Genomic DNA, 22060 nt, shown 5'->3' on the forward strand with positions numbered 1-22060 from the left:
AGTTTCTTGCTTACCCGACCGCCGGGGCAGAATGGCACCTGTGATCGAGGTTTCGCGGGAGAAGTTCGAGGAGCTCGTGGCCGAGGCCCTGGACACGATCCCTCCCGACCTGACCCGCGTGATGAGCAATGTCGTCGTCACCGTCGTCGACGATCCGCCCGAACCCAACCTGCTGGGCCTGTACACCGGGATCCCCCTCACTCAGCGCGGTGATTGGTACTCCGCGGTCCTGCCCGATCGCATCGAGATCTACCGCAATCCGATATGCCGGATTTGCGACACAGAGGAGGACGTGGTCAACGAGGTGCGCGTCACGGTCGTCCACGAGGTCGGCCACCACTTCGGAATCGACGACGCCAGGCTCCACGAACTCGGCTGGTAACCGCTTGCAACGTGTTGGCTTCTTTGGGTTGCGGCAGGCCGCGTGATCGGGCACCTTAGGTGACATAGCGAACACTGTGAGTCAGGCACAGCGGAGTCCAATGGGGGCCATGCGGACGCGACGGCTGCCGGGGCGGCATCGCCGTGCCGAAGAACGCCAAACGACATACGGCGAGGTCATCGCCGTCAAAGAGTTCCGCGCGCTCTGGTACGGCCAGGGTCTCTCCCTGCTCGGCGACCAGCTCGCGCAGGTCGCGCTGGCCGTACTCGTGTACGACCGCACGCGCTCGCCGCTCGCCACCGCGGGCGTCTACGCGCTGACCTACCTGCCGTCGATCGCGGGCGGCCCGCTGCTGGCCGGGCTCGCCGACCGGTTCGCGCGCAGGGGCGTCATGGTGACGTGCGACCTGATCCGCGCGCTGCTGGTGGCCGCGATGGCGCTGCCGATCATGCCGTTCTGGGCGCTCTGCGCGCTGGTGTTCCTGGTGGTGCTGCTCAGCGCGCCGTTCTCGGCCGCGCGGGCGGCCCTGCTGCCCGAGGTGCTCGAAGGCGACCGGTACGTCGTGGGCTCGGCGTTGCAGAACATGACGAACCAGGCCGTGCAGATGCTGGGGTTCGCGGCCGGAGGAGCGGTGATCGCCGCCATGGGCCCGTACCGGGCGCTGGCGCTCGACGCGGCCACGTTCCTGGGGTCGGCGCTGATCCTGCTCTCCGGCGTGCGCCGGCGTCCCGCCGCGGTGTGTTCCGACGCGAAACCGTCCATGTGGACGATGACGCGTGCCGGGGCGCGGCTCGTCTTCGGCGACAAGAAGTTGCGCACGCTCGTCCTGTTCGCCTGGCTCTGCGGCTTCTACATCCTGCCTGAAGGCCTCGCGGTGCCGTACGCGGCGAAGCTCCACACGGGGGCGCTGTCAGTCCCGGTGATCACCGGGCTGCTGATGGCCGCGATGCCGACCGGCACCGTCCTGGGGGCGTTCGTGTTCAGCCGGTTCGTCTCGCCGTCACGGCGGCTGCGCATGATGGGCTGGATGGCCATGCTGAGCTGCGCGCCGCTGGTGGTGACGGCGACTCACCCGCCGCTGGCGGTGGTGCTCGGCGCCTGGGTCCTGTCGGGGATAGGTGGGGCGTACCAGCTTGCGGCGAACGCCGCGTTCGTCCAGTGTGTGCCGGGCGAGCAGCGGGGCCAGGCCTTCGGCCTGGTGCAGTCGGGGCTGATGGCGGTGCAGGGCATCGGGATCCTGGTCGGCGGGCTCGCCGCGGAGAGACTCGGCCCGGAGCCGGTGGTGGCGCTGGCCGGCATCACGGGGGTGACGGCAGCGGCCGTCCTGGCCATGATCTGGGCCGAGTCCCGCGGAGACGGGTCCGCCCGGGTGGGTGCCCAGGCCGCCGCCTGATCACTGCTGGGGCTTCTGCTCGCTGCCCCAGTCGGTGCTGTTCTGCCAGGTGGACTTGGCCTGCTGCTTGTTGAACAGGTCCTGGACGATCGAGGTGTCCCTGCCCTCCTCGGGCATGAGGAGCCAGCCGATCGCGTACACGCCGACCCCCACGCCGCCGAAGAGCGTCGCGATGGCCAGTGCGATGCGGACCAGGTTGGCGTCGACGCCGACGTACTCGCCGATGCCCGAGCACACGCCCGCGATGACCCTGCCCTTGTGCGTCCGACGAAGCTGCTTGACGTTGTATTCGCTCATGGCTCAAGACTGCCCGCCGGGTCGGCGTTCGCACATCGGGATTCCCCCTGGTAGAACCCTGGTAGCCCCCTATGTGAGGAGAGGACCCGCGATGGACGATCTGCTGCGCCTCGACGACCGGCTCAACGGCGACCAGAGGCTGATCCGTGACACGGTGCGATCGTTCGTCGCCGAGCGCGTGCTGCCGCACGTCGGAGACTGGTTCGAGGAGGCCGTCTTCCCCGCGCGCGAACTCGCCCCCGCACTGGGGTCCCTCGGCCTGCTCGGCATGCACCTCGACGGGTACGGCTGCGCGGGAACCGACGCCACCTCGTACGGCGTGGCATGCCGCGAGCTGGAGGCCGGCGACTCGGGGCTGCGCTCCTTCGTCTCCGTCCAGGGCTCGCTGGCCATGTTCCCCATCTGGCGTTACGGCTCGGACGAGCAGAAGAACGAGTGGCTGCCCCGGATGGCCGCCGGCGAGGCCATCGGATGCTTCGGCCTCACCGAGCCCGACCACGGCTCCGACCCCGCCAACATGCGCACCCACGCCAAGCGCGACGGGTCCGACTGGGTGCTGAACGGGTCCAAGATGTGGATCACCAACGGGTCGATCGCCGACGTCGCCGTGGTCTGGGCGCAGACCGACGAGGGCATCCGCGGCTTCGTCGTCCCCACCGACACCCCCGGCTTCTCCGCCCCTGAGATCCACAAGAAGCTGTCCCTTAGGGCATCGGTCACCTCGTCCCTGTACTTCGACGACGTCCGGCTGCCGGGCTCCGCGGTCCTGCCCGGGGTCACCGGGCTGAAGGGCCCGCTGTCGTGCCTGTCGGAGGCCCGGTTCGGGATCCTCTGGGGCGTCGTGGGCGCCGCCCGCGCCTGCCTGGAGGCGGCCGTGGAGTACGCGAAGACCCGCGTCCAGTTCGACAAGCCGATCGGCGCCTTCCAGCTGACGCAGCAGAAACTCGCCTGGATGTACGTCGCCGCAGGCCAGGCCGGGCTGACGGCCCTCCACCTCGGTCAGCTGAAGGACTCCGGCCGGCTGGAACCCCGGCAGATCAGCTTCGGCAAGCTCGCCAACGTCCGGGCCGCCCTGGACATCGCCCGGCAGGCCCGTACGATCCTGGGCGGGAACGGCATCACCCTGGAATATCCTGTGATCAGGCACATGACCAACCTGGAGTCGGTGCTCACCTACGAGGGCACCGAAGAGATCCACACCCTGGTGCTCGGCGAGGCCCTGACGGGGCTTCCGGCGTACCGGTGACGAGTGTGGGAGGGGACGTCGCGTAGGGGGCGGTAATCTCTGTACCCTTGCTGTTGCGAGGGGCGTTAGCTCAATTGGCAGAGCTGCGGACTTTTAATCCGTAGGTTCCGGGTTCGAGCCCCGGGCGCCCTACCACTCCGACCTGCAGCTTCTTGTGAATCTGTAGTCATGTCATCTGATCGTGAGTCACGGTGAGACACGCGTGAGTCACACCTCCACGTTGCGGCCCTCGCGCACCCTCTTCGCGGTCTTCCGGGCAGCTCGCAGGACCATCTGTGCAGTGGCTCGGGCGCTGTCGTGGTAGAGCTGCGGCAACACCGATGTGTAGACGTCGGCGGTCAGCACGATGCTGGTATGGCCTAGCAGGCCTTGCACCACTCTCAGGTCGGCGCCTGAGGCCAGGGCCAGTGTCGCCGCGCCGTGTCGGAGGTCATGCAGCCGAATCGGAGGCAGCCCGCTGGCCACGATGAGCTTGTGGAACCGGTAGGTGAGGTAGTCCGGGCGAAGGGCGCTGCCGGTTGGATGGCAGAAGATCGGACCGGTCACATGCCAGGCAGGTCCCAACTTCCTTCTTTGCAACCGTTCCTGCTCGTGTAGAAGACGAAGCGTCTCGCTATCCAGAGCGACGGTGCGTCGGCTGGCGGTGCTTTTCGGCGGAAGCGCCAGCACTCCCTCTTCGGTCTCCACCAGTTGCCGGCTGATGGTGAGCTCACGTCGGTCGATGTCGAGGTCCATCCAGCGCAAACCAGCTGCCTCGCCACGACGCAGTCCTCGAAGGGCCACCAGCCACCACAGCGCGAAGAGCCGATCATCGCGAACGAAGTTCAGGAAGTCGACCAGCTGCTCGAGCGCCCATACCGCCACCGGCGGGCGTTCCCCGGTCTCCCTCCAGGCAGCCACTCGTCGTGCTGTCCACACGACGGCATGTGGATGACTCGGCGACGGCAGCCGCAGCGCCCGCGCCGGGTTGTCCCTGATGAGATCTTCACGGAAGGCCTCGTTCAGCGCGGCGCGGAGCGTCGAACGGATACGTTCCAGCGTTGCCGCGCTGACCGGCTTACCGTAGCGGTTTCGACGGCTGGTCAGATCGGCGAACATCCTGGTGACATCTCTCCTGGAGAGCGCGGATAGTTCGATGTCACCCAGATGCGGGAGCAGGTAGAGGCGCACATGATCCCGATACGCTTTCCAGGTGCTCGAGCGTAGTCGATGCTGGACCAGCGCCGTCCAGTAGCGCAGCCACTGCCCGACCGTGCATCCGTCGGTCACGGGCGCTTCTCGATGTGTGGGTCGAAAAGATTCGCCAGCTTCCCTGGCGCCATCGGCGGTGGCGTAACCACCACGACGCATCCGCTCACGCCGTCCAGAGACCGCCGTTGTCTGGACGGCGAAGTACCAGCTTCCATGCTCGGCAACCGCGAGACGCGAGCACCTGGACCCAAGCCGCTTACCGGTCAGCGGATCGGCACAACCACAGCGCTTGTAGACCACACAAGAATCCCGAGAGTTCGACATCTCGCTCCTCCTCCCCCTTCAGGAGAGCAACGTGGAGAGAGATAAAGAGGAGAACCTGCCGTTGACCCGAAATGGGACAACATGGGCGACGTCTGGCTAGCTGCAGTTGATGGGAATCTCTGTGAGGATCTACCTGGCGCTACTTGGACCGGATTTTCGAGCGACGCCTGCTTAGTTGAGATGTCGGGGCGGCGAAGGTTATGGACACGCCCAGCTCGGCGCATCAGACATCAACCGAAGGTCTCTCCGGTTGACCTGACAAAGGCTGCCTGTCGAGAAACAGAGCCAGTGCACGACGAGAGCAGACAGGCAAGCCAAGAATTATCCGCATGGACAGGGCTGCATCTCGTCTTGTCGACCTCGGACCCGAATTCGGCCCCCCGAAAACCGCTTCGGTGACCGAATATGGACATGATATCTGGTAAGTCGCCGACGAATCGTCATCAAACAAGTAAGACTCTGCGATGCGGCAAATAGAGCCGCACTCCCAGAGAGGACTCATATGGCCATAGAGCCGACCGCAGAGCAGCAGGCCGCTCGGGAGGTGTTCGTCACGGGCCGCGATCTGGCCCTAGTCGCGGGCGCCGGATCCGGTAAGACTTCCACCCTGGTCCTGATGGGCGCCTCCACCCGTAAGCGAGGCCTCTACATGGCGTTCAACCGTGCGATCGCCGACGACGCCCAGGGCCGCTTCGGCTCGAACGTGCAGTGCCGTACCGCGCATTCCCTTGCCTTTCGGGCAGTGGGCCGCCACTACAGTCAGCGGTTGAACACCTCGACCCGCATCCCCGCCAAGCAGACCGCCCGCATTCTCGGCATCACGCGCGACCTCCCTATCGGCTCCCATGGCATCACCTTGACTCATCAGGCTCGCCTGGTGATGGGCATGATCCGCCGATTCTGTTACAGCACCGACCAGCAGGTGATGGCCCGTCACCTCGAGCCGGTCAACGGTCTGGACACCGCGGGACAGGAGTACCTCGCCCGTACGCTCCTGCCGTACGCGGCCAAAGCCTGGCAGGACATCTGCTCTCCCACCGGCAAGCTGCGTTTCGAGCATGACCACTACATGAAGCTGTGGGCGATGACCAGTCCGTCCCTCGAGGCCGACTTCGTCCTCTTGGACGAAGCCCAGGACACCAATCCTGTTCTGGAGGAAGTCTTCCTCGCCCAGGACGCGCAGCGGATCTGCGTAGGTGATCCCGCACAGCAGATCTACGGCTGGCGAAGCGCCCGAGACGTCATGACCGGGTTCCCCGCAGAGCACCTGCACCTGACCCAGTCCTTCCGCTTCGGCCCGGACATCGCCCAGGTCGCCAACCGGTGGCTCCGGCACGCCGAATCCGACATGCAGCTCACCGGCTGCGGTCCGGCCACCTCTCGCATCGGCACAGCACAACATCCGGATGCGGTGCTGTGCCGAGGGAACGCCGACGCCATGCATGAAGTCCTGGCCTACCTCGATCTCGGCGTGCCGGTCGCTCTGACCGGCGGCGGGACCGCGCTCCAACGCGTCGCCACGGCCGCCCAAGAGCTGAAGGCTGGAAGAATGACCAGCCACCCAGAACTGTTCTTGTTCACCTCGTGGAGCGAGGTGCAGGACTACGTCGACAACGACAAGGCCGGACAAGACCTCAAAGCAATCGTGAACGTGGTCGACACCTACGGTCCCGATCAGATCATCCAGGCCGTGAACCGCCTGTCGCCCGAGGACAACGCGCGAGTCACCGTCTCCACCGCGCACAAGGCCAAGGGCCGTGAATGGGACAGCATCCGCATCGGCGAGGGATTCGACGCCCCGCCAGTGGACGAGGACGGCGTGCAACGAACGATGAGCTCGGACGAGGCCCGTCTGATCTACGTGGCGGTCAGCCGCGCCTGCCACCTGCTCGACCCTGCGGGTATCGCGTGGATCGACGACTACGAGAAAGCCACCGCGAACACCGACGGTATAGTCGGCGGACGTCCGATGATCGAACTCAGCCTGACCGCCCAGCTCAAACACCGCACCTCACCCTTGTCCCGGTTCATGGACGAGCACCTGCCGCACGTCCTGAACCTAGAACGCGATTACATCGAGCACCTGGCCGGGCTGCCGCACCCCATCCAGCCGATCGACGTGCAGTTCCCCAACTGGCCGGCCCTGGGTCACGCCATCGACTCCCGACTCCGCCTGTCACTCGGCGGTGACCTCGGTCCCGCCGTCCGCTCCGGTGTCCAGGCATTCGACGGCACCTACCACTTTCACGGAGTGCCGGCCGAGCCCGTTCGGCGAGCGCTCCATGCCGCTGGCCAGCAATTGCTGGCGACGGTAGGCGCCTTTCTTGAGAATGCCAACCGCTACAGCGAAGAGGCCATAGTCCGGCTGTGCTTCGTGGCTGCTTTCTTCGAGGACATCTATCGCACCGGACATCTTCGCCGTTTCAGCCTGCTGGCCGAGGCGACCGCCTCCACCGAGCTGGCCGATCTGATGGCGGCCGTACCTGCCTATGTTCTCGACGACATCGGCCAGCAGATGCGCCTCGCCGACATCTCTCTGGCCACTCTGCGCGCCCTACCCCCATCAGCACGGGTATGCGGCCCGGTCTTCGCCGGGAGTGACGACATCGGTGGCGCCGACGCCGACTACATCCTCGATGGCCTCCTGCTGGACTGCAAGGCCACCCGCGACCCACGACGGCTGGGCCGGGAGGAGATCTACCAGCTCGCCGGATACCTCTTGCTCGACTACGACGATGGGTACCGCATCAATCGGGTCGGTCTGTACCTATCCCGCCAAGGCGCTCTGATCACCTGGGATGTACATGACTTCCTTCACCGCCTGGGCGCACGCGTACCTCTCACGGTATTGCGCGCCGCATTGCGCACATACGTGCGCAATGCGGCGACCACCGCTCACGGCGCAGCGTAATCCCTTGAACACCTACCTTCTCGGCACTCAGGCTTACGGTCCTTGCCGCGAGCACCGCTCCATACCAATCAGTCAGAAGCAGGCAGGCAATACTCGCGCTTCAATCTCTCCCAAACTGCCGACGGCCCTTAGAGCCGATCCGAAAATCGGTGGTTCAGTGGGCAGGCGGTAGCGAACGCCAGGGTGGTCGGGCGTTCGGGGTGGTGCGATGGTCAGGTGATGGATTCGACGGGTCAGGCTGGTAGTGAGCAGACATGCTCAGCCTTCGAACGGCTGTTCAATTCGGCGTAGGTTTCGATATGCTTCCTGCGCCCGAACACGGCGAGGGGACTTAACGTTGCGTCTAGTGGCGAACAGGTATGTCGTCGGCGCCGACGCCGAGCGCATCGGCGGCCAGGGCAAGATCGTTAAGGCGATCGACGGCGACGATGGAACCCAGGTCGCCCTGAAACTCATCTCCCGGCGTGAGGCCGACGAGATCCAGAAAGAATACTTCCGCCGTGAGGTCGAGGCCCTCTACCTGCTGGATCACCCGAACATCGTCTCGTTGCGCGCTTTCGGCGAAGATGAGCATGAGGATGCGTTCTACCTGGTCATGCCCTGGTTGGACAAGAACCTGCCCGAGGTCCTACCAGCGGACGGGGATCTGGGTTGGGACGACTTCGCCGACCAGTGGGGGCTCCCGCTGGTCGAGGCGCTGGCCCACGCGCATCAACGGGACGTCGTTCACCGCGACGTCAAACCCGCGAACATCCTGATCGCCGAGGACGGCACCCCTATGCTGGCCGATTTCGGGATCAGCAAGATCCGTAGCCAGATGGTCACGGGGCTCACGCTCGTCGAGCACTTCTCGCGTCCGTACGCACCACCGGATCTGCAGGGCATGGCCAGCGCGAGCCGGGACGTGTGGGGTTTCGCCGCGACCGCATTGCGTTGCCTGACCAGCGGCCCGTTCGATGACTATCCCGACATCCCGGCGGCGTTGGCCGACCTCGATGTGCCACCACAGGTCCATGACCTGCTCACCCAGTGCACCAGCCTGGACCCTCTGGCCCGGCCGCAGAACGCGGTGGTGTTGCGCAGTCGGCTACGGGAGATCCAGTCCAGCCGTCAGCGCCGTTTCTCGACGTACATCCATCGACTGCAACTGCGGGTTAGCGAGGACGCGGCCCGGAGATTGGCCGCGCCGCCGCTGGACCGTGACTCCGATGCGATCGAGCAGGCCCTTGCCAGTGAGCTGGCCCAAGGTGCTCATCTGCTGAGGTACACCGACGGCGTCGGTAACGTGTCGATCGACACGTTGGAGCTAATCGGTCGAGAGCGTCGCCTACGGCTCGCGGTGCAGCCTGACCGGCCCGAGTTCGTCCTGACCAAGGTCAACAATGCCGCCGAGTCGGTCCTTGAAGGCCTGCGTCGGCGAGGCTGGCCGGTCAGCGATCAGATCGTGTGGACGTCGCGCCCCCAGCCGCCCGCAGCGGCCATGGCGGCCAAAGAATTGATCCTTGCTGGCGTCGACGACCACTACATCCGGTTGGACGACGAGAAGCATCGTCGGACCGAGAACGTGATGTTCGACAAGTGGATCGACCTAATCGAGGCGAAGGAGAATCTGGAACTCGAGCGGGAAACGCCATTAGCGTACAAGTCGATCGACATCGATGGCCGTCGCGTCAAGTTCCACCTTCGCGAGACCAGCGACTCCGACCTTCTAGGGAAGGATCGGGTCTGCCGCGGCCCGGCGGGGCGACCCGTCGGCGGTCCCGGCGTCGTGATCGCCCAGGACGACACGACCATCACGCTCGCTTACCCGAGAAAGATCAAGAGCCTGCCGCCCTCCGGTGAGCTAGCACAGCACTCTGCGCCGACTGCGTCGGCGTTGCGTCGGCAGCGCGAGGCCGTCGTCAACGTCCGCGCCGGGATCTCGGTCCGTCCGCAGTTGCGTACGTTGCTGCTCGACCCCACGCGAATCGCTGTCCCGATCGCCCGAGTGATCGACAAGTGGTCGGGCAGAGCGCTGGACGACGACAAGAAGACCGCCGTCATGACGGCGATGGGCAGCGCCGACTTCTTCCTACTTGAGGGCCCCCCGGGGACTGGCAAGACGAGCTTCATCACCGAACTGGTGCAGCAGGAGCTGGCGCGCAAGCCTGACGCGCGGATCTTGCTGGTTAGCCAGGCCCACGTCGCGGTCGACAACGCACTTGTACGACTCTCCGAAGCCGGCGTGGACCATTTGGTCAGGCTCGGCAAGGACGACGACCCGCGGATCGCCGCTGAGGCCCGCGAGCATCTGCTCGACCAGAAGATGCCCGGAATGATCCGTGAGGTCCGACAGCGAGCCGAGGCTGAGCTGAAACGACGCGCCACGGCTTTTGGCGTTGACCTCGGCCACGTGGAAGGTGCCGCGGCAATCCTGGAGCTGATCGAGGCGCTGCGCGAACTCGGCAATACCCGAGCTCGGCTGGACGGCCTCGACACGAGATCCAGCAGCGTGCACGGTCAGCTGCCCGATTTCGGAGAGCAGGACGCCGAAGCGCAGACCGCCTCGCTCAACGACCGCGTCCAAGCGCTCGGCGACCGGATCGACTATCTGCGTGAGCGGGCCAACCTGGCCCTGGGCGGAGATCTGGACCTGCCGCAGGAGTTGACCTTGCAGGTCGCCCGGGACGCGTTCGACGCCGTCGTTGGCAATGATGAGCAGCTACGCAAACTCGTCGACCTGCTGACCCTGCAAGCAGAGTGGTTCCAGCGGATCGAATCGGGTCGCGAACTGGAGGGCGTGGTGCTGCGCGCGTCGCGGGTGGTCGCTGGTACCTGTCTGGGGTTCCTGTCGCACCCCGCCGTCCGAGACCTCCAGTTTGACCTGTGCATCTTGGACGAAGCGTCGAAGGCGACCGCGACCGAAACCTTGGTGCCGTTGTCGAGATCCAAGCGATGGGTGCTGGTCGGCGACTCCAACCAGCTTCCGCCGATGCAAGAAGAGGTCCTCGACCATCCTGAGCTGATGGAGCGGCACGGCCTTGAACGCGCTGACATCGAGCAGAGCCTGTTCCAACGGCTGCTGGACCACGCGCCCGCTGCCGCCAGATACCAGCTGACCAAGCAGTACCGGATGGTTCCCGGCATCGGTGACCTCGTGTCGGCTTGCTTCTACGGCGGTCAGCTAGTGTCGATGCCTACAGATGCGCTACCTAGTTGGGACGTACTGTTTAAGCCGGTCACCTGGTTGGATACCGGCGCGATAGCAGATCGGCGTGAACAAGCCGACGGCACCAGCATGGTCAACCACTGTGAAGTACACATCATCCGCCGCACAATCACTACCCTGCGTGCGGCGCTGGAGAAGGAAGTGATCACACCGCCGGGCGGGAGACCATTGCGGGTTTTGGTGCTGACCGCCTACGGCAAGCAGAGAGAACGGCTGCACCACGCCGCCGCCGGTCTACGATCGGAGAAGCTGGAGATCGAGGTCAATACCGTCGACGCCGTGCAGGGACGCGAAGCCGACGTCACCCTCTACTCCGTGGTCCGCAGCAACAATCAGCGCAAGCTGGGGTTCCTCGGACCGCTGCACTGGCGGCGCATCAACGTCGCCATGTCCCGGTCGCGGTACGGCCTGGTCATCGTCGGCGACGCTTCATTCTGCGAATCGGTACGCGGCCCGTTGAGCAAGGTGCTGACCCACATTCGGCGCCACGACGCCACCTGTAGGATCGGAGACGCGAGCAATGGCTGACACCACCGTCATCGCGGCACGCCGCTACAGCGACCAGCACCCCGGTTACCGGCTTGCCTACGCTGGCGAAGCAGCCGTACCGGTGTCTCTACTCACTCTCGACGTGCTGGCGCAGCAACGCAAAAGGCTCCCCCTAGTGGACGAGTTCGTGCTGCGACTGGCTGACTACGGCATCCACAAGATCAGCAACATGGCGGCCGTGCTGGGCATTGATGCGCCGACTGTCTCGGACGCTGTTGTGCACCAGCTATCGGCCGAAACCATCGAGTACCGGCCGGACAGTCTGGGCGGGCACAAGGTCCTGCTTACCTACGGCGGCCAGCGCGCGGTCGAGGAACTGTCCACGATTACCCCGCAACGCACCGAGTACCAGTCGGCGTTCGACCGACTGCTGTGGAAACCGACCCCGCACAGCCGATCCGATCTGGTTACCCGGGCCGACGCCGATGCGCTCGGCATGCTGATTCTTCCGCCCGCTCGCACTGCGGAAGTGGCCACCAGCGATGTGACCCCACGGCGGCTCAACCTGCTCCTGCGTCAGGCCCAGCAGGACAATGGCCACCCGGAAATCGAACTTCTCAGTGTCGAGGCGATCACCCGCCAGCCGCGGCTTTACCTGCCCGCCGTACTGCTGGTCTTTATTTCGGACACGGCCGATGACCAGCGCTTCAACCTCGTCGTCGACGACACGCTTAGCGAGCCCCACGACAGCGCATTGCATCAGGTCGGCGGACTAGAACGGACTAAGATAGAAATCGCGCCCGCCGTCGGCGAGCCGGATCTGCCGGCACCGCTGCGTCATCGGCGCACGCCCTACGACGTGGTTCGCGACCTGCAACGCCGGGCCGACACCCCGCCATCCGACGATGGCACACCCTCCACGGGCTTGTCGGACACCGAGGGGCATGAGAGCGTCACCGCCCGCGCCGAACTGGACGCCCTGACCGTCCGCTCAGTGCCGCTGTTCGAGCACCGGGACCTGCTGATGACCGCGCTCGAGACCGCCTGCATAAGATTCCTGCTGGCCGCCCCGTTCGTGCGAGATGCCGTGGTCACTGGCGACTTCATAGCCAAACTGGAGACCATGCTGCGCCGATCGGCCCTGACCGCCCACATCGCCTATGGCCTCGGCAGCGACCTTATCCACAGTGACAACAGTGCTCTCGGTCGGCTGCGCACGCTTGCCCGCCGATATCCTCGGCTCACGGTGGCTCACGTGGCCGACCAGGACGCTAACATCCTGATCTTCGACGACATCTGGGTGAACAGCGGCTTCGACTGGCTGTCATTTCGCGACCAGCCCACGCATACCTACCGACCAGAGGAAGGAACGCTCGTCCGCGACAAGGCGCACGTCGACGAGCAGTACGACCACTATGTCGATCTGATCACTCGAGCTGACACGGCCGCTAGGCGCTGAGAGGCCCAGCATGGGGAAGCGCAGCGCGAGCGGCGCCCTATGTCCTGGGCTTCATCAAAGCGATCCTGATCTACACCACTCGGTGGGACGTAACCGTCACCTGTACCGCTTCAAATCTCGTGTACGTCCTCTGAGCTGGCGCTTCTCTGGGTCCGCTACGCTGTTCGGTGGTACTCGTTGATCGCTCCTCCGAGTAACTTGCGGCGTTCGATCCGACCTTCCAGCAGCACCACGACATTGCGCCTGCCGAAAATTTCATCCATGCAGGTCAAGCGGCATGTGAGTACTCGTGAAGGACGCCACCAAGTCGGTCTCGTCGGCGTATGTTCAGGTCGGCGATTCGCTCTGGATCCGTGATCGGGTCCGAGACAGTACGCAGCGGGGCGGCTTGGGCCAGGCTTTGATGGGCTCGGTGCCGGTTGTAGAACAGTTCGTACTCGCGTAGGGCGTGCCTGAGGTGGCGTTCGTTCCAGAGCAGGCAGCGGTCCAGGAGTTCGTGGCGGCAGGACTGCATGGAATTCATTCGCGGCATCCGGATACCGGTGAGTACGGTCTGGATACCTGCGTCGGCGAGGATTCCGTCCATGCGGGCGGGAAACTTCCCATCTCGGTCTCGGATCAGAAGGCGTGCCCGGCAGTTCGCGTCCTCCAGGTCCATCACGAGATTCCTGATCGCCTGGATCACCCAGCCGGCGGTCGGGTGAGCGGTGGTGCCCAACACGCGAATGCGCCTGCCGGCGTGCTCGATGACAGCCGGGATGTACTGGCGCTGCCCATTCAAAGTGACGGTTTCGATGAAATCGCAAGCCAGTAGGGCGTCGGCTTGCGAGCGCAGGAAGTCGGCCCACGTGGTGGATGCCCGCTGGGGTGCCGGATCAAGGCCTTCTTGCTTGAGGATCTCCCAGACCGTGGACGGCGCGACCTTGATGCCGAGTGTGGCGAGCTCACCATGCACTCGCCGATATCCCCAGTCGGGTTCTCCCGAACCAGGCGCAAGATGAGAGCGCGGATGGAGCGGACCGTGGGCGGGCGCCCAGGCCGCTTCGGCCGGCAGGTACGGGCGTGACGCCGTTTCATCAGGTCGCGGTGCCAGCGCAAGACGGTGTCCGGGCGGACGAGGAGTTGCAGTCGGCGCAGGTGCTTTCGGGGCAGCGAGGTCAGGAGCCTGGCGAGAAGGGCCCGGTCCTCGGGTACGAAGCTCACTCTGGTGTCGGCGCCGAGTTGGCGTTCAAGGACGGTGATCTGGTGGCGCAGGGCGAGCATCTCCACGTCCTTATCCCGATCGCCCATGGGCAGCAACCGCAGCGCGGCGAACATGCTCGTGACGGTGAGGTAGGCCAGGCGAAGGAGCACGGCTGATCATCGTGCCGTACGCGTTCCGTCTTCTGAGTGGCCGGAGCTTGCACCGCCAAGCGAAGTCCTCACATGGTCATGACCTGGGCGCATGCAATTTTCGGCAGGCGCCATGCCGCGGCCAAGTCTCGGACAGTCTCGCGGTCCGGCTCCAGGATGCAGTCGAGGCGCCGAAGGATCGTGAACGGGAGGATCACGTTCCCGTACTGGTTGGGGCGGTAGGGTCCCGAAGCTGGTCGGCGATCGACCAGATGAAACTACCGAGCGTGCTCACAAGGCTCCTCACAGGAATCGCTATACGTGCCTGGCTGCGTCGACCCACTGGGGTAGTCGCGCCCCCGCGAAGCAACGCACGTCCGCTGACGGGGCGTCATGAGGCCGTCTTCGCGCACGTGGGCCTCCTGCGTACCCGGGCGTTAGGCGGAATTTCAGGCCCGCCCGCGTGCTCACGTCCATCCCTATCGGGGTGGCGATCAACCTGCTGCTGCCGTAATTCGCCGTCCTGCGGTTCATCCTCCCGTGAGCGGACCACGCATTTGTGTCAGTCGCCGGGAATCCACCCGCGCCGATAATTGTGGGCAAGAAGGAGAATCTCATCACGATGCCGCTCGATGAAACTGGCGAGCCCGAGCCAGCCACCCCATTCTTGGACCGTGGCTGGATCCAAATCGCTCGGCAGGAGGACCCCTCCATCGCACTGTTCGAACCCTCGCTGAGGCAAGGGAGCGAGAACAGCCCACTCCGCTAAATATCGCATGCCGAGCATGCGCAGGAGGTCACGATCGTTTTGCCACCAGGTGCCACCCCACCGGGCAATCTGCCAGCTGAGACCATCTGGATAGACCCTCTCGACGCGGTCGCGAAGGTCGGGGATCGTCTTGCCGTTCCAGCGGAGGATCCCGCGAAGCTCGTGAGCATAGTGATCACGGTCGCGAGGGACCGCGGTCGCGTAGACCATCGGAACGTATTCAGCCATCCCGGCGACCATGCTCTCGGAGTGATACTCCTGGAGAGACTCCGGCAACCCAAGGACAAGCGTTGCCAACAGGTCGCAAGGGTTATAAATGTGCACGGTGACGTCGAGCTCGACTGGTAGGCCGGCAACGGCATCCAACCAGCCACCGACAAGTTCCATCCAGTCGTCGTTCCCAGCCAGGCACGCAGCCATCGACCGCCTGAATTCTCCCCACTGAGAGACAACCTTCGTGCTGGCGCTGCCGTGGAAGAGAACCTGCGCACCCCCCTCATTCCCCCGGAGAGCGTTGACGAGGTCGTCGTCCTCGTACACATCGAGTGAGAAGACACCAGTGGCACGCACCTGGGCGACCTCCCAATCCAGGCCGAGGACGAGCTCAGCGAACTTGTCGGGATAGCCGCTTTCAGCGCTGTCGCCGAGGACTGAACTCGTTATATGGCACAGTGCGTTGTACTCGTCCGGATGCTCATACTGGCTGCGGTCGTCCGCAGCTACAACATAATGGTTGCAACCGTCCAAACAAAGCGACTCCTCTGCGCTGTGATCAACACTCCCTAGGGCGATATAGAGCGCGTACGGATGAACCACCATCTCTGACGAACCGCAATAGTCGAGATCGACACCCACGAGATCGTTCACGTGGACTTCCGCCGCACGCTGAACAACCTGACGCCAGCAGCGGTCTCGACGTGCTGGCTCCTCGAACAGGTAGATGTGGTGTACGGACGTGAGCTTCTGATCAAGCGGTTCCGGCAACAGGTCCACGCGGCGCGCATCCAGAGGATTCCCGACATCGTCAACATTCAAGCTGTATCCACGAAGGTCGTGGTGCCAATCCCGGGCGAGGTTACTGATGGGGGCCAGCAACTCTGCCCATTGTGGCTCAAGGGCGACCACGATCACCCTGAGCCGATCCGCGCGGAGCCTCTTTTCCTGTCGGAGCAGCTCGGCGTACTTCGCGATCTCCTGCGTGGCCTCGCGCGCCGTCTTGTTCGCCCTTTTGAGTTCGATGACGACCCACATGCGGTGCTGGTCGCGGGCGAGAATGTCGATCCTCCCGCCAGCGCCCTGCTCATTCGCCACCACGTACTCTTCAGTGACGCAACGCAGGCCCGCCTCCAGGACATCCAGCCGTTGCGCGAGACGCTTGCGGATGTGGTTCTCGTGTGGGACGGCCACGGCATCTCCTGCGATTGATCGGGAACACAACCATAGAAGGCTCGACCGACATTTACCCCAAGTGACCAACACCCTGTGGGGCTCAATAATAGGATTTGGGTGTTTGGCCTGCCGGTCTTCGGTGGTTTCAGCTGGCGATCTGGTACTCGTTGATGAGGCCGCCGAGGATGGATCTGCGGTGGACTCGGTGGTCGGCCAGGTCGTTGGGGGTTGGCGGTCCGGTTTCGGCTTGCGACGGGGACAACTGTCCGATACCACGGTGAGGCCGAGCCGTGTTGTAGTGCTCCAGGTAGCGAGTGAGGGTTCGGCGTAGATGGCGCTCATTGAGGATGAGCATCCTGTCCAGGAGGTCGCGGCGTAGGGTGCCGATGATCCTTTCGCAGTCCGCGTTCGCCTTCGGGGCCTGCGGTGGGCTCTTGATGACGCGCAGGCCGGCGTCGGCGAAGACCGCGTCGAAGGCATCGGTGAACTGGCCGCCACGGTCGCGGATCAAGAACTTCAGCTTCGTCGTGTCGGTGTCGGTGTCGATGAGGAAGTTGCGGGCGGCCTGGGCGATCCACGGGCCGGTGAGGTTGGCGGTGACGCCGAGCAGGTGGGCACGGCGGCTGCCGTGTTCGAGCATGATCAGGGCGTACAGGCGTTTGAGGTTGACGGTGTCCACGTGCAGGAAGTCGACGGCGGCGATGCGCTCGGCTTGGGCGGTCAGGAACTGCTTCCACGTCGGCCCGCTGCGGCGCGGAGCGGGGTCGATCCCGGGCCGGTTCAGGATGTTCCACACGGTCGCGGCGGCGATCTTGTGGCCGAGGCGGGTCAGTTCACCGTGGATGCACCGGTGACCCCAGCGGGGATTCTCCGCGGCCATGCGCAGGATGAGTGCCTTGACCTCAGCCGCGGTCGGTGACCGTCCGGGACGGCGACGGTTGCCGTAGTCCCATTTGTTCGCCACGAGTTTGCGGTGCCAGGCCAGCAGGGTGGCCGGGGCTATCGGGAAAACCTTCCCCCAGCGATGGCGGGGTATCAGGTGCGAGAGCGCCGCCAGCCACAAGCGGTCGGCTGGCTCGTAGCGCACCCGTGGGACCTGGCGGCGTAGGACCGTGTTCTGATGCCGAAGCACCAGCAGTTCCGCCTCCTTGGAGACATTGCGGCGTAGCAGAAGTGCGGGCAAGGACAGCAGGTGCCGAGTGACGGCGTACACCGTAGAGAAGATCACGAGACTTGATCCCAGCCGACCCGGGCTGGTCACTCGGCGCCTTCACCCCCTCCCGCTCAACCGGACGAGGGTTCTGCGCTGAGAGTGATTCGAGTTCTTGAACCCCACAGGCACCCTCAAGCGCCCGCAGCAGCCGCCGACGACGGGAACGATCTACGCTTGCCGCGTGAGTGACTACCCTTGGCTGCCGAATCACCAGCGCCATGTCCTCTTCAGCCTCGCGCATGCAGACGACCTGATCGCCGCCACAGCCCGCATCCAACACGCCTACATGAGCAAGGTTCCGTTTGATGTGAAAGACGTCGAAGATGGCGAAAGGATCCGGGCGACGGTGACGCGCATCGCGCCCCTGCCTGAAGCTTTACCGCGGTATGCGGCCGACGCACTGAACCAGCTGCGCTCCGCCCTCGAGCACGTCGTGTATGCCGAGATCGAATTCCGGCTCGGGCGTGCACTGACTGCGCAGGAAGCGATCAGTATCGAGATGCCCGCCCAAACAACCAGCGACGGCTTCCTCAAGTGGCTGCAGAGGTCAAGCCGCGCCAGTCTCCGCCCTCTACAGGCCGGCGAAGATCTGTGTGAGCGGCTTCGCGACCTTCAGCCGTACCATCGCCAGCAGCCAGCTGATCATCCCCTCCGTCGCCTGGTTGCGCATACGAATTGGGCAAAGCATCGCACCCCGGCAGTGGCTGCTGTGCATCTCGGAGCGGTCCGACCGGAGGAACTGGTTGAGGGCATGGTGCTTTCACCAGCCTCTGACCGTCCCATCGCAGTAGGTGATGTGCTTGCGAGCATTCCCAGAGGCGTGCAGGTAGCGCTCGACATCTGGCCCAAGATCGCCATTCAGCGGCCGCACGATGAGTCATGGAACATCCTGATCCACGAGTTGCGCGATCTTGAGGAGTGGGTACGGAAGACGGCCATTCCTACACTTCTTGCGGGGACGACAGACGTGCAGCCGCTCCCGCCTCATCTCGATATCACGATCGGTTACCCAGATTTTCTAACCGCCGTGGCGGCGGCGGACCCAACACCCGCAGCAAAGCGCGCGGAACGTGCACTGCAAGCTGAAGTCGCGCGAAAGGGTCTACTCAAGCTGCTCCTAAGCCATCGTACGGCCGCTGACAGCGCCGATGCGATTGCGAGATTGGTCGCACGACTCAGCGACGACGATGTCATCAACTTTTTCGCCGAGGCCCCTACAAGGGACCCGCGGCAACTTAACACCGCCATTGAGCGGATGATCATTGATGCGCGTATCGCCGCTTTTAATTCGTAGATTCCGGTTCGAGCCCCGGGTGCGGGGGCACTCCGGCCAGATGTAGTCGCCGAGTGCCGTGTTCGATGAAGATCGTCAGACCCGTTTGCGAGCGCCCCGCGGAAGCGCTGGCGGATGGGCGCGGCGGTGTAGGGGCCTGGCCGGATCTTGTGGATGAGTTAGCCGTCAGCCCAGCCCGACAGCTGCCGGTACCCGGTGTTCAGGATGGTGTTGTGGGTGACATCAGCCTGGCCGGGACGGTGGCGGTCCCGGTCGACGGTGGCGGCCGTGCCCGGGTGCGGTGATGAGAGGGCCCGCTGTTGCAGCAGCGGGCCCCTGGCCTTCGACATCCCTGCCTGCTCAGACAACGCGACATCAAAGGGCCCCCGATCGGCGGGGACGGCACGGGGCACACCAGCGAGCAAGCTGTCTGTTCTCCGCTCCTGGTGACCATTGTGTGGTCTGCCTAGCCCTCTTTCTGTAGTCCAAGCAACTCAGAGCGCCAATGGACAAGACCGAACGCTTTCGAACACGGTCGAACTGCAGGAAACGTCGCAGGTTCTTGTCTGGCGAAAGCTGAAGCGAAACAGGGTTCTGCACCCTTGAGGAGAATGGGTTTCGGATGCGCGTGGCTGATGTGATGCGCCATCATGAACCACGTGCGCGGTCACCGAAGAGGTTGCAGCTTCCGGCCTCGCTGACCCGGTTATCCCCTGCCTGCTCAGGCGAACACGACGTGAAAGGCGGTAGTACGCGTGCCCGCTGCCTGTATCCGCATCCCCAGCATCGGCAACGTCCCCGCGGCGCTGATCCTCGTCATCATCCTGGTGGTCTTCGCAGCCGCAGCACACGCGGGCGGCATGACCACGGAAATGATCGCGCTGCTGATTACGACGATCACCGGAGCGGCGCTTCGGTTCGGCAAGCTTCAGCCGCACAAGGCCCGATGATGGCCCGCTCGATCTATCCGAGCGTTGAACTCGGCAAACTTATCGCTGCGCAAGTGAAGCGCCAGAATATGTCCTTCGACATTCTGGCCGAGCGTGCCACTGCACCCATGGACCTTCTTCCCCCGGCCCTGAGCGGAGAGGGGAAGAGATGCCCTTGGCAGTTCTACGAGCGCATCTTCAAGGCTCTTGAAACTGACCGTTCGATCACACAGCAGGCCCGTCGCTATTGGGAGATGTGGCGCGATGGGGAATCCGGTATACATCCCTGGTTCGAAAACAATCGAGTGCACCGGCTGCGGGCAGATCTCCCTGGATATGACCTCCAACCGGACCCGATGCGCGCCTCCTCAAAGGAGGAGTTCCTCGCGGTGATGCGAGAATTCCACGTGTGGGCGGGCGAGCCGTCCTTCCGCGAGATCGCCCGCAACGCGGGCAAGACCGTCGGGGCCAGCACCTTGTGCGAGGCCCTCGACGCCAATAGGCCGCCACGCCTGCCCACCCTCAAGGTGGTCATGGCCTTCATTCATGGGTGTGGCGGCAGTGAGGACGATCTGGTCACCTGGACCACGGCTTGGCGCCGGGTGCGCATGGCCCGGGCTACCGCTGGCACCGTCACCCCGCTGCGGGCTGGCGGACAGCGCAACGTCAGCTAACGACCTGCAAATGGGGATGTAGCAACGGGCCGTCTGCCTCGAGGCCGCACTGTTCCCGGCTACGGGGGCGATCACCGGTTCGGCGCGACGGGCGACTCCCTTGACACCATCAGCACCGATGCCCCCAAGGCGTCAGCTCGCAAATCGAACGTAAAACAGAAACAGCCAAGGAATTCCAACTACCCCACGGTTGCTCGTCGGATGCTCTTCGGTACCTGATACGGCATAGCACCGGGCGGCATTCTTGGGCATTTTCGACACCGGCATTTGCGGACAGAGCGATACGTTAAGGTACGGCGCGATAGGGCCCGACATAATTTCTGTCGACTTTTAATCCGTAGGTTCCGGGTTCGAGCCCCGGGCGCCCTACCACCCTGCACCCCATCTGACCTGCGTTTTCTCGGTTCTCGACCCTCTTCCGAGAGGTACAGACGGCCGAGTTCATGCTCGTCACATGCTCTTCGGCACGCATCCGGCACATCGACGGCCGGGCGGCGGGGCGGAACAGCACGCCGCTCGCCTGCCAGGTCAAGTCAGACCTGCGAGAAGCCCAAGGGAATGCCAAACTGAAGGACCGGGCGGGTACTTCGGTTCGGATTTCGCCTGCTACTGGGCTCAGGAATTGGTCAAGCCGCTCGCCGATCAACGTGGCGATCACAGCTCAGAAGCGTCTCGGCTGCGTTTACCACGGTACAGACTGAGCGTCTGGCCCACTCCAGTGGATGGACGGCTGAGTCACACTCCGCCACCGCATTATGACCTGCGCCCGCCGCCACGGCATCATCACAGCCCTGGCCACCGTCCGCGCCGACCTGCCGGCCTTGGCCGATCTGGGCTATGAGGGCGCCGCCGATGTCGTCCGCGTCCCGGTGAAGAAGAAACGTCACCAGCACAGGCTCAGCGATGACCAGCACACCTTCAACAAACTGCTGCGGGGCCTGCGTGGGGTCGGCAAGCGCGCAAATGCTCTACTCACGGTCACCTTCAAGGCTCTGCGCCGGGTCAGCCTCGATCCCTGGCGCATCGGGAAAATCACTCAGGCGGCGCTGGTTCTCCTTCATCACGAGCACGACTGGACCCCATCGGCGCCACACAATGTGATCTTCGACTACTGAGAACAGCTCATTTAGTCACCTATCCAGAGAAATATGTCCTGATATGGCCACTGTTTCTCTATTGACCCTTGAATGTCGACCGGCTCAATGTGGTGACCACTGGCAGGGCCGCACCGTCCGGTGTGTGTCAGGGTCCTGCTCCCGAATTCCCCTACCAAGGAGGTACCCATGGCTCCTTTCCCGCCGCGAGCCCGGCTGATCGTCAAGCATTCGGGCAAGGTGCTGGCGATCGAGAACGCCAGCCTCAAGGACGGCGCCAGCCTGAACCAGTATGACACCGGCACCCAAGACAACGAGAAGTTCGAGCTGCGCGACGCCGGCGACGGCTACGTCCGCATCGTGGTCAAGCATTCGGGCAAGGTGCTGGCCATCGAGAACGCCAGCCTCAAGGACGGCGCCAGCCTGAACCAGTATGACACCGGCACCCAAGACAACGAGAAGTTCGAGCTGCGCGACGCCGGCGACG

19 protein-coding genes, 1 tRNA gene and 1 pseudogene are annotated in these 22060 nt (G+C 64.3%); 13 read left to right on the plus strand and 8 right to left on the minus strand.

Translation table 11 applies throughout. The features are described from left to right. The first annotated feature begins 40 nt into the window (after nucleotides 1-40). Nucleotides 41-382 (plus strand): metallopeptidase family protein, encoded by a 342-nt coding sequence (locus tag ABZ297_RS24795; RefSeq protein ID WP_355350484.1) that lies wholly within the window; start codon nucleotides 41-43, stop codon nucleotides 380-382. Nucleotides 383-491: 109 nt separating this feature from the next. Beyond that, the gene (locus ABZ297_RS24800; protein ID WP_355350486.1) at nucleotides 492-1775 is read left to right on the plus strand and encodes an MFS transporter; all 1284 of its coding nucleotides are present in this window, start codon (nucleotides 492-494) and stop codon (nucleotides 1773-1775) included. Here the strand turns inward: ABZ297_RS24800 and ABZ297_RS24805 are convergent, their stop codons facing one another. Next, on the minus strand, nucleotides 1776-2072 hold the full coding sequence (locus tag ABZ297_RS24805; RefSeq protein WP_355350488.1) for a PspC domain-containing protein: 297 nt from the start codon (nucleotides 2070-2072) through the stop codon (nucleotides 1776-1778). 91 nt (nucleotides 2073-2163) lie between these two features. Between ABZ297_RS24805 and ABZ297_RS24810 the strand changes: the two genes are divergently transcribed. Then, nucleotides 2164-3318, plus strand: a complete 1155-nt coding sequence (locus ABZ297_RS24810; protein ID WP_355350490.1) for an acyl-CoA dehydrogenase family protein — start codon at nucleotides 2164-2166, stop codon at nucleotides 3316-3318. Between the two features lie 59 nt (nucleotides 3319-3377). Beyond that, a tRNA-Lys gene (locus ABZ297_RS24815) sits at nucleotides 3378-3453 on the plus strand. Nucleotides 3454-3525: 72 nt separating this feature from the next. Here ABZ297_RS24815 and ABZ297_RS24820 read toward each other — a convergent pair. Continuing rightward, nucleotides 3526-4587: a tyrosine-type recombinase/integrase gene (locus ABZ297_RS24820; protein ID WP_355350492.1), complete on the minus strand. Its 1062-nt coding sequence runs from the start codon at nucleotides 4585-4587 to the stop codon at nucleotides 3526-3528. A gap of 748 nt (nucleotides 4588-5335) precedes the next feature. Between ABZ297_RS24820 and ABZ297_RS24825 the strand changes: the two genes are divergently transcribed. The 3 genes from ABZ297_RS24825 (at nucleotide 5336) to ABZ297_RS24835 (ending at nucleotide 12900) form a co-directional block, all read left to right on the plus strand. After that, entirely contained in the window at nucleotides 5336-7744 is a 2409-nt protein-coding gene (locus ABZ297_RS24825; protein WP_355350494.1) for a UvrD-helicase domain-containing protein, read from the plus strand. 346 nt (nucleotides 7745-8090) lie between these two features. Beyond that, complete coding sequence (locus ABZ297_RS24830; protein ID WP_355350496.1) at nucleotides 8091-11480, plus strand: AAA domain-containing protein; 3390 nt, start codon at nucleotides 8091-8093, stop codon at nucleotides 11478-11480. Then, nucleotides 11473-12900, plus strand: coding sequence for a hypothetical protein (locus ABZ297_RS24835; RefSeq protein WP_355350498.1), 1428 nt, complete (start codon nucleotides 11473-11475; stop codon nucleotides 12898-12900). Before ABZ297_RS24830 ends, ABZ297_RS24835 begins: the two co-directional genes overlap by 8 nt. A 268-nt stretch (nucleotides 12901-13168) precedes the next feature. On the opposite strand, the gene ABZ297_RS24840 is transcribed toward ABZ297_RS24835, so the two are convergent. Next, a complete protein-coding gene (locus ABZ297_RS24840) occupies nucleotides 13169-13855 on the minus strand; it encodes a hypothetical protein (RefSeq protein WP_355350500.1) in 687 nt (228 codons plus the stop codon). A gap of 107 nt (nucleotides 13856-13962) precedes the next feature. On the opposite strand from ABZ297_RS24840, the gene ABZ297_RS24845 reads away from it, so the two are divergent. Continuing rightward, on the plus strand, nucleotides 13963-14259 hold the full coding sequence (locus ABZ297_RS24845) for a hypothetical protein (RefSeq protein WP_355350502.1): 297 nt from the start codon (nucleotides 13963-13965) through the stop codon (nucleotides 14257-14259). A gap of 62 nt (nucleotides 14260-14321) precedes the next feature. On the opposite strand, the gene ABZ297_RS24850 is transcribed toward ABZ297_RS24845, so the two are convergent. From ABZ297_RS24850 to ABZ297_RS24865, 4 genes and pseudogenes are all read right to left on the minus strand, one after another. After that, nucleotides 14322-14450: a hypothetical protein gene (locus tag ABZ297_RS24850; RefSeq protein WP_355350504.1), complete on the minus strand. Its 129-nt coding sequence runs from the start codon at nucleotides 14448-14450 to the stop codon at nucleotides 14322-14324. A 344-nt stretch (nucleotides 14451-14794) separates the two neighbouring features. After that, on the minus strand, nucleotides 14795-15868 hold the full coding sequence (locus ABZ297_RS24855) for a hypothetical protein (protein WP_355350545.1): 1074 nt from the start codon (nucleotides 15866-15868) through the stop codon (nucleotides 14795-14797). Nucleotides 15869-16177: 309 nt separating this feature from the next. After that, nucleotides 16178-16480: pseudogene (locus ABZ297_RS24860) on the minus strand (endonuclease NucS domain-containing protein); the annotation flags it as partial. Between the two features lie 55 nt (nucleotides 16481-16535). Beyond that, complete coding sequence (locus tag ABZ297_RS24865) at nucleotides 16536-17618, minus strand: integrase core domain-containing protein (RefSeq protein WP_355350506.1); 1083 nt, start codon at nucleotides 17616-17618, stop codon at nucleotides 16536-16538. 166 nt (nucleotides 17619-17784) lie between these two features. Here ABZ297_RS24865 and ABZ297_RS24870 point away from each other — a divergent pair, with 166 nt between their 5' ends. Next, nucleotides 17785-18897: a hypothetical protein gene (locus ABZ297_RS24870; RefSeq protein WP_355350508.1), complete on the plus strand. Its 1113-nt coding sequence runs from the start codon at nucleotides 17785-17787 to the stop codon at nucleotides 18895-18897. 158 nt (nucleotides 18898-19055) lie between these two features. Here the strand turns inward: ABZ297_RS24870 and ABZ297_RS24875 are convergent, their stop codons facing one another. Continuing rightward, nucleotides 19056-19244 (minus strand): hypothetical protein, encoded by a 189-nt coding sequence (locus ABZ297_RS24875; protein WP_355350510.1) that lies wholly within the window; start codon nucleotides 19242-19244, stop codon nucleotides 19056-19058. A 387-nt stretch (nucleotides 19245-19631) separates the two neighbouring features. Between ABZ297_RS24875 and ABZ297_RS24880 the strand changes: the two genes are divergently transcribed. The 4 genes from ABZ297_RS24880 to ABZ297_RS24895 all read left to right on the plus strand — a co-directional run. Next, nucleotides 19632-19826 carry a hypothetical protein gene (locus tag ABZ297_RS24880; protein WP_355350512.1) on the plus strand — a complete coding sequence of 65 codons (195 nt, stop codon included), beginning with the start codon at nucleotides 19632-19634 and terminating at the stop codon, nucleotides 19824-19826. Beyond that, nucleotides 19826-20479: a hypothetical protein gene (locus ABZ297_RS24885; protein WP_355350514.1), complete on the plus strand. Its 654-nt coding sequence runs from the start codon at nucleotides 19826-19828 to the stop codon at nucleotides 20477-20479. Before ABZ297_RS24880 ends, ABZ297_RS24885 begins: the two co-directional genes overlap by 1 nt. A 755-nt stretch (nucleotides 20480-21234) precedes the next feature. After that, complete coding sequence (locus ABZ297_RS24890) at nucleotides 21235-21594, plus strand: transposase family protein (protein WP_355350516.1); 360 nt, start codon at nucleotides 21235-21237, stop codon at nucleotides 21592-21594. A gap of 168 nt (nucleotides 21595-21762) precedes the next feature. Continuing rightward, a partial coding sequence (locus ABZ297_RS24895) for an RICIN domain-containing protein (RefSeq protein ID WP_355350518.1) occupies nucleotides 21763-22060 on the plus strand: 298 nt, incomplete at its 3' end.

Origin of the sequence: Nonomuraea sp. NPDC005983 (assembly GCF_040614375.1) — a bacterium.
Lineage (GTDB): Bacteria > Actinomycetota > Actinomycetes > Streptosporangiales > Streptosporangiaceae > Nonomuraea.

What these genes read in the sequence shown, in the direction of transcription:
- ABZ297_RS24835 (WP_355350498.1), top strand. Translation starts at nt 11,473, where the DNA reads ATGGCTGACACCACCGTCATCGCGGCACGCCGCTACAGCGACCAGCAC.
- ABZ297_RS24800 (WP_355350486.1), top strand. Translation starts at nt 492, where the DNA reads ATGCGGACGCGACGGCTGCCGGGGCGGCATCGCCGTGCCGAAGAACGC.
- ABZ297_RS24825 (WP_355350494.1), top strand. Translation starts at nt 5,336, where the DNA reads ATGGCCATAGAGCCGACCGCAGAGCAGCAGGCCGCTCGGGAGGTGTTC.
- ABZ297_RS24810 (WP_355350490.1), top strand. Translation starts at nt 2,164, where the DNA reads ATGGACGATCTGCTGCGCCTCGACGACCGGCTCAACGGCGACCAGAGG.
- ABZ297_RS24885 (WP_355350514.1), top strand. Translation starts at nt 19,826, where the DNA reads ATGGCCCGCTCGATCTATCCGAGCGTTGAACTCGGCAAACTTATCGCT.
- ABZ297_RS24890 (WP_355350516.1), top strand. Translation starts at nt 21,235, where the DNA reads ATGACCTGCGCCCGCCGCCACGGCATCATCACAGCCCTGGCCACCGTC.
- ABZ297_RS24805 (WP_355350488.1), bottom strand. Translation starts at nt 2,072, where the DNA reads ATGAGCGAATACAACGTCAAGCAGCTTCGTCGGACGCACAAGGGCAGG.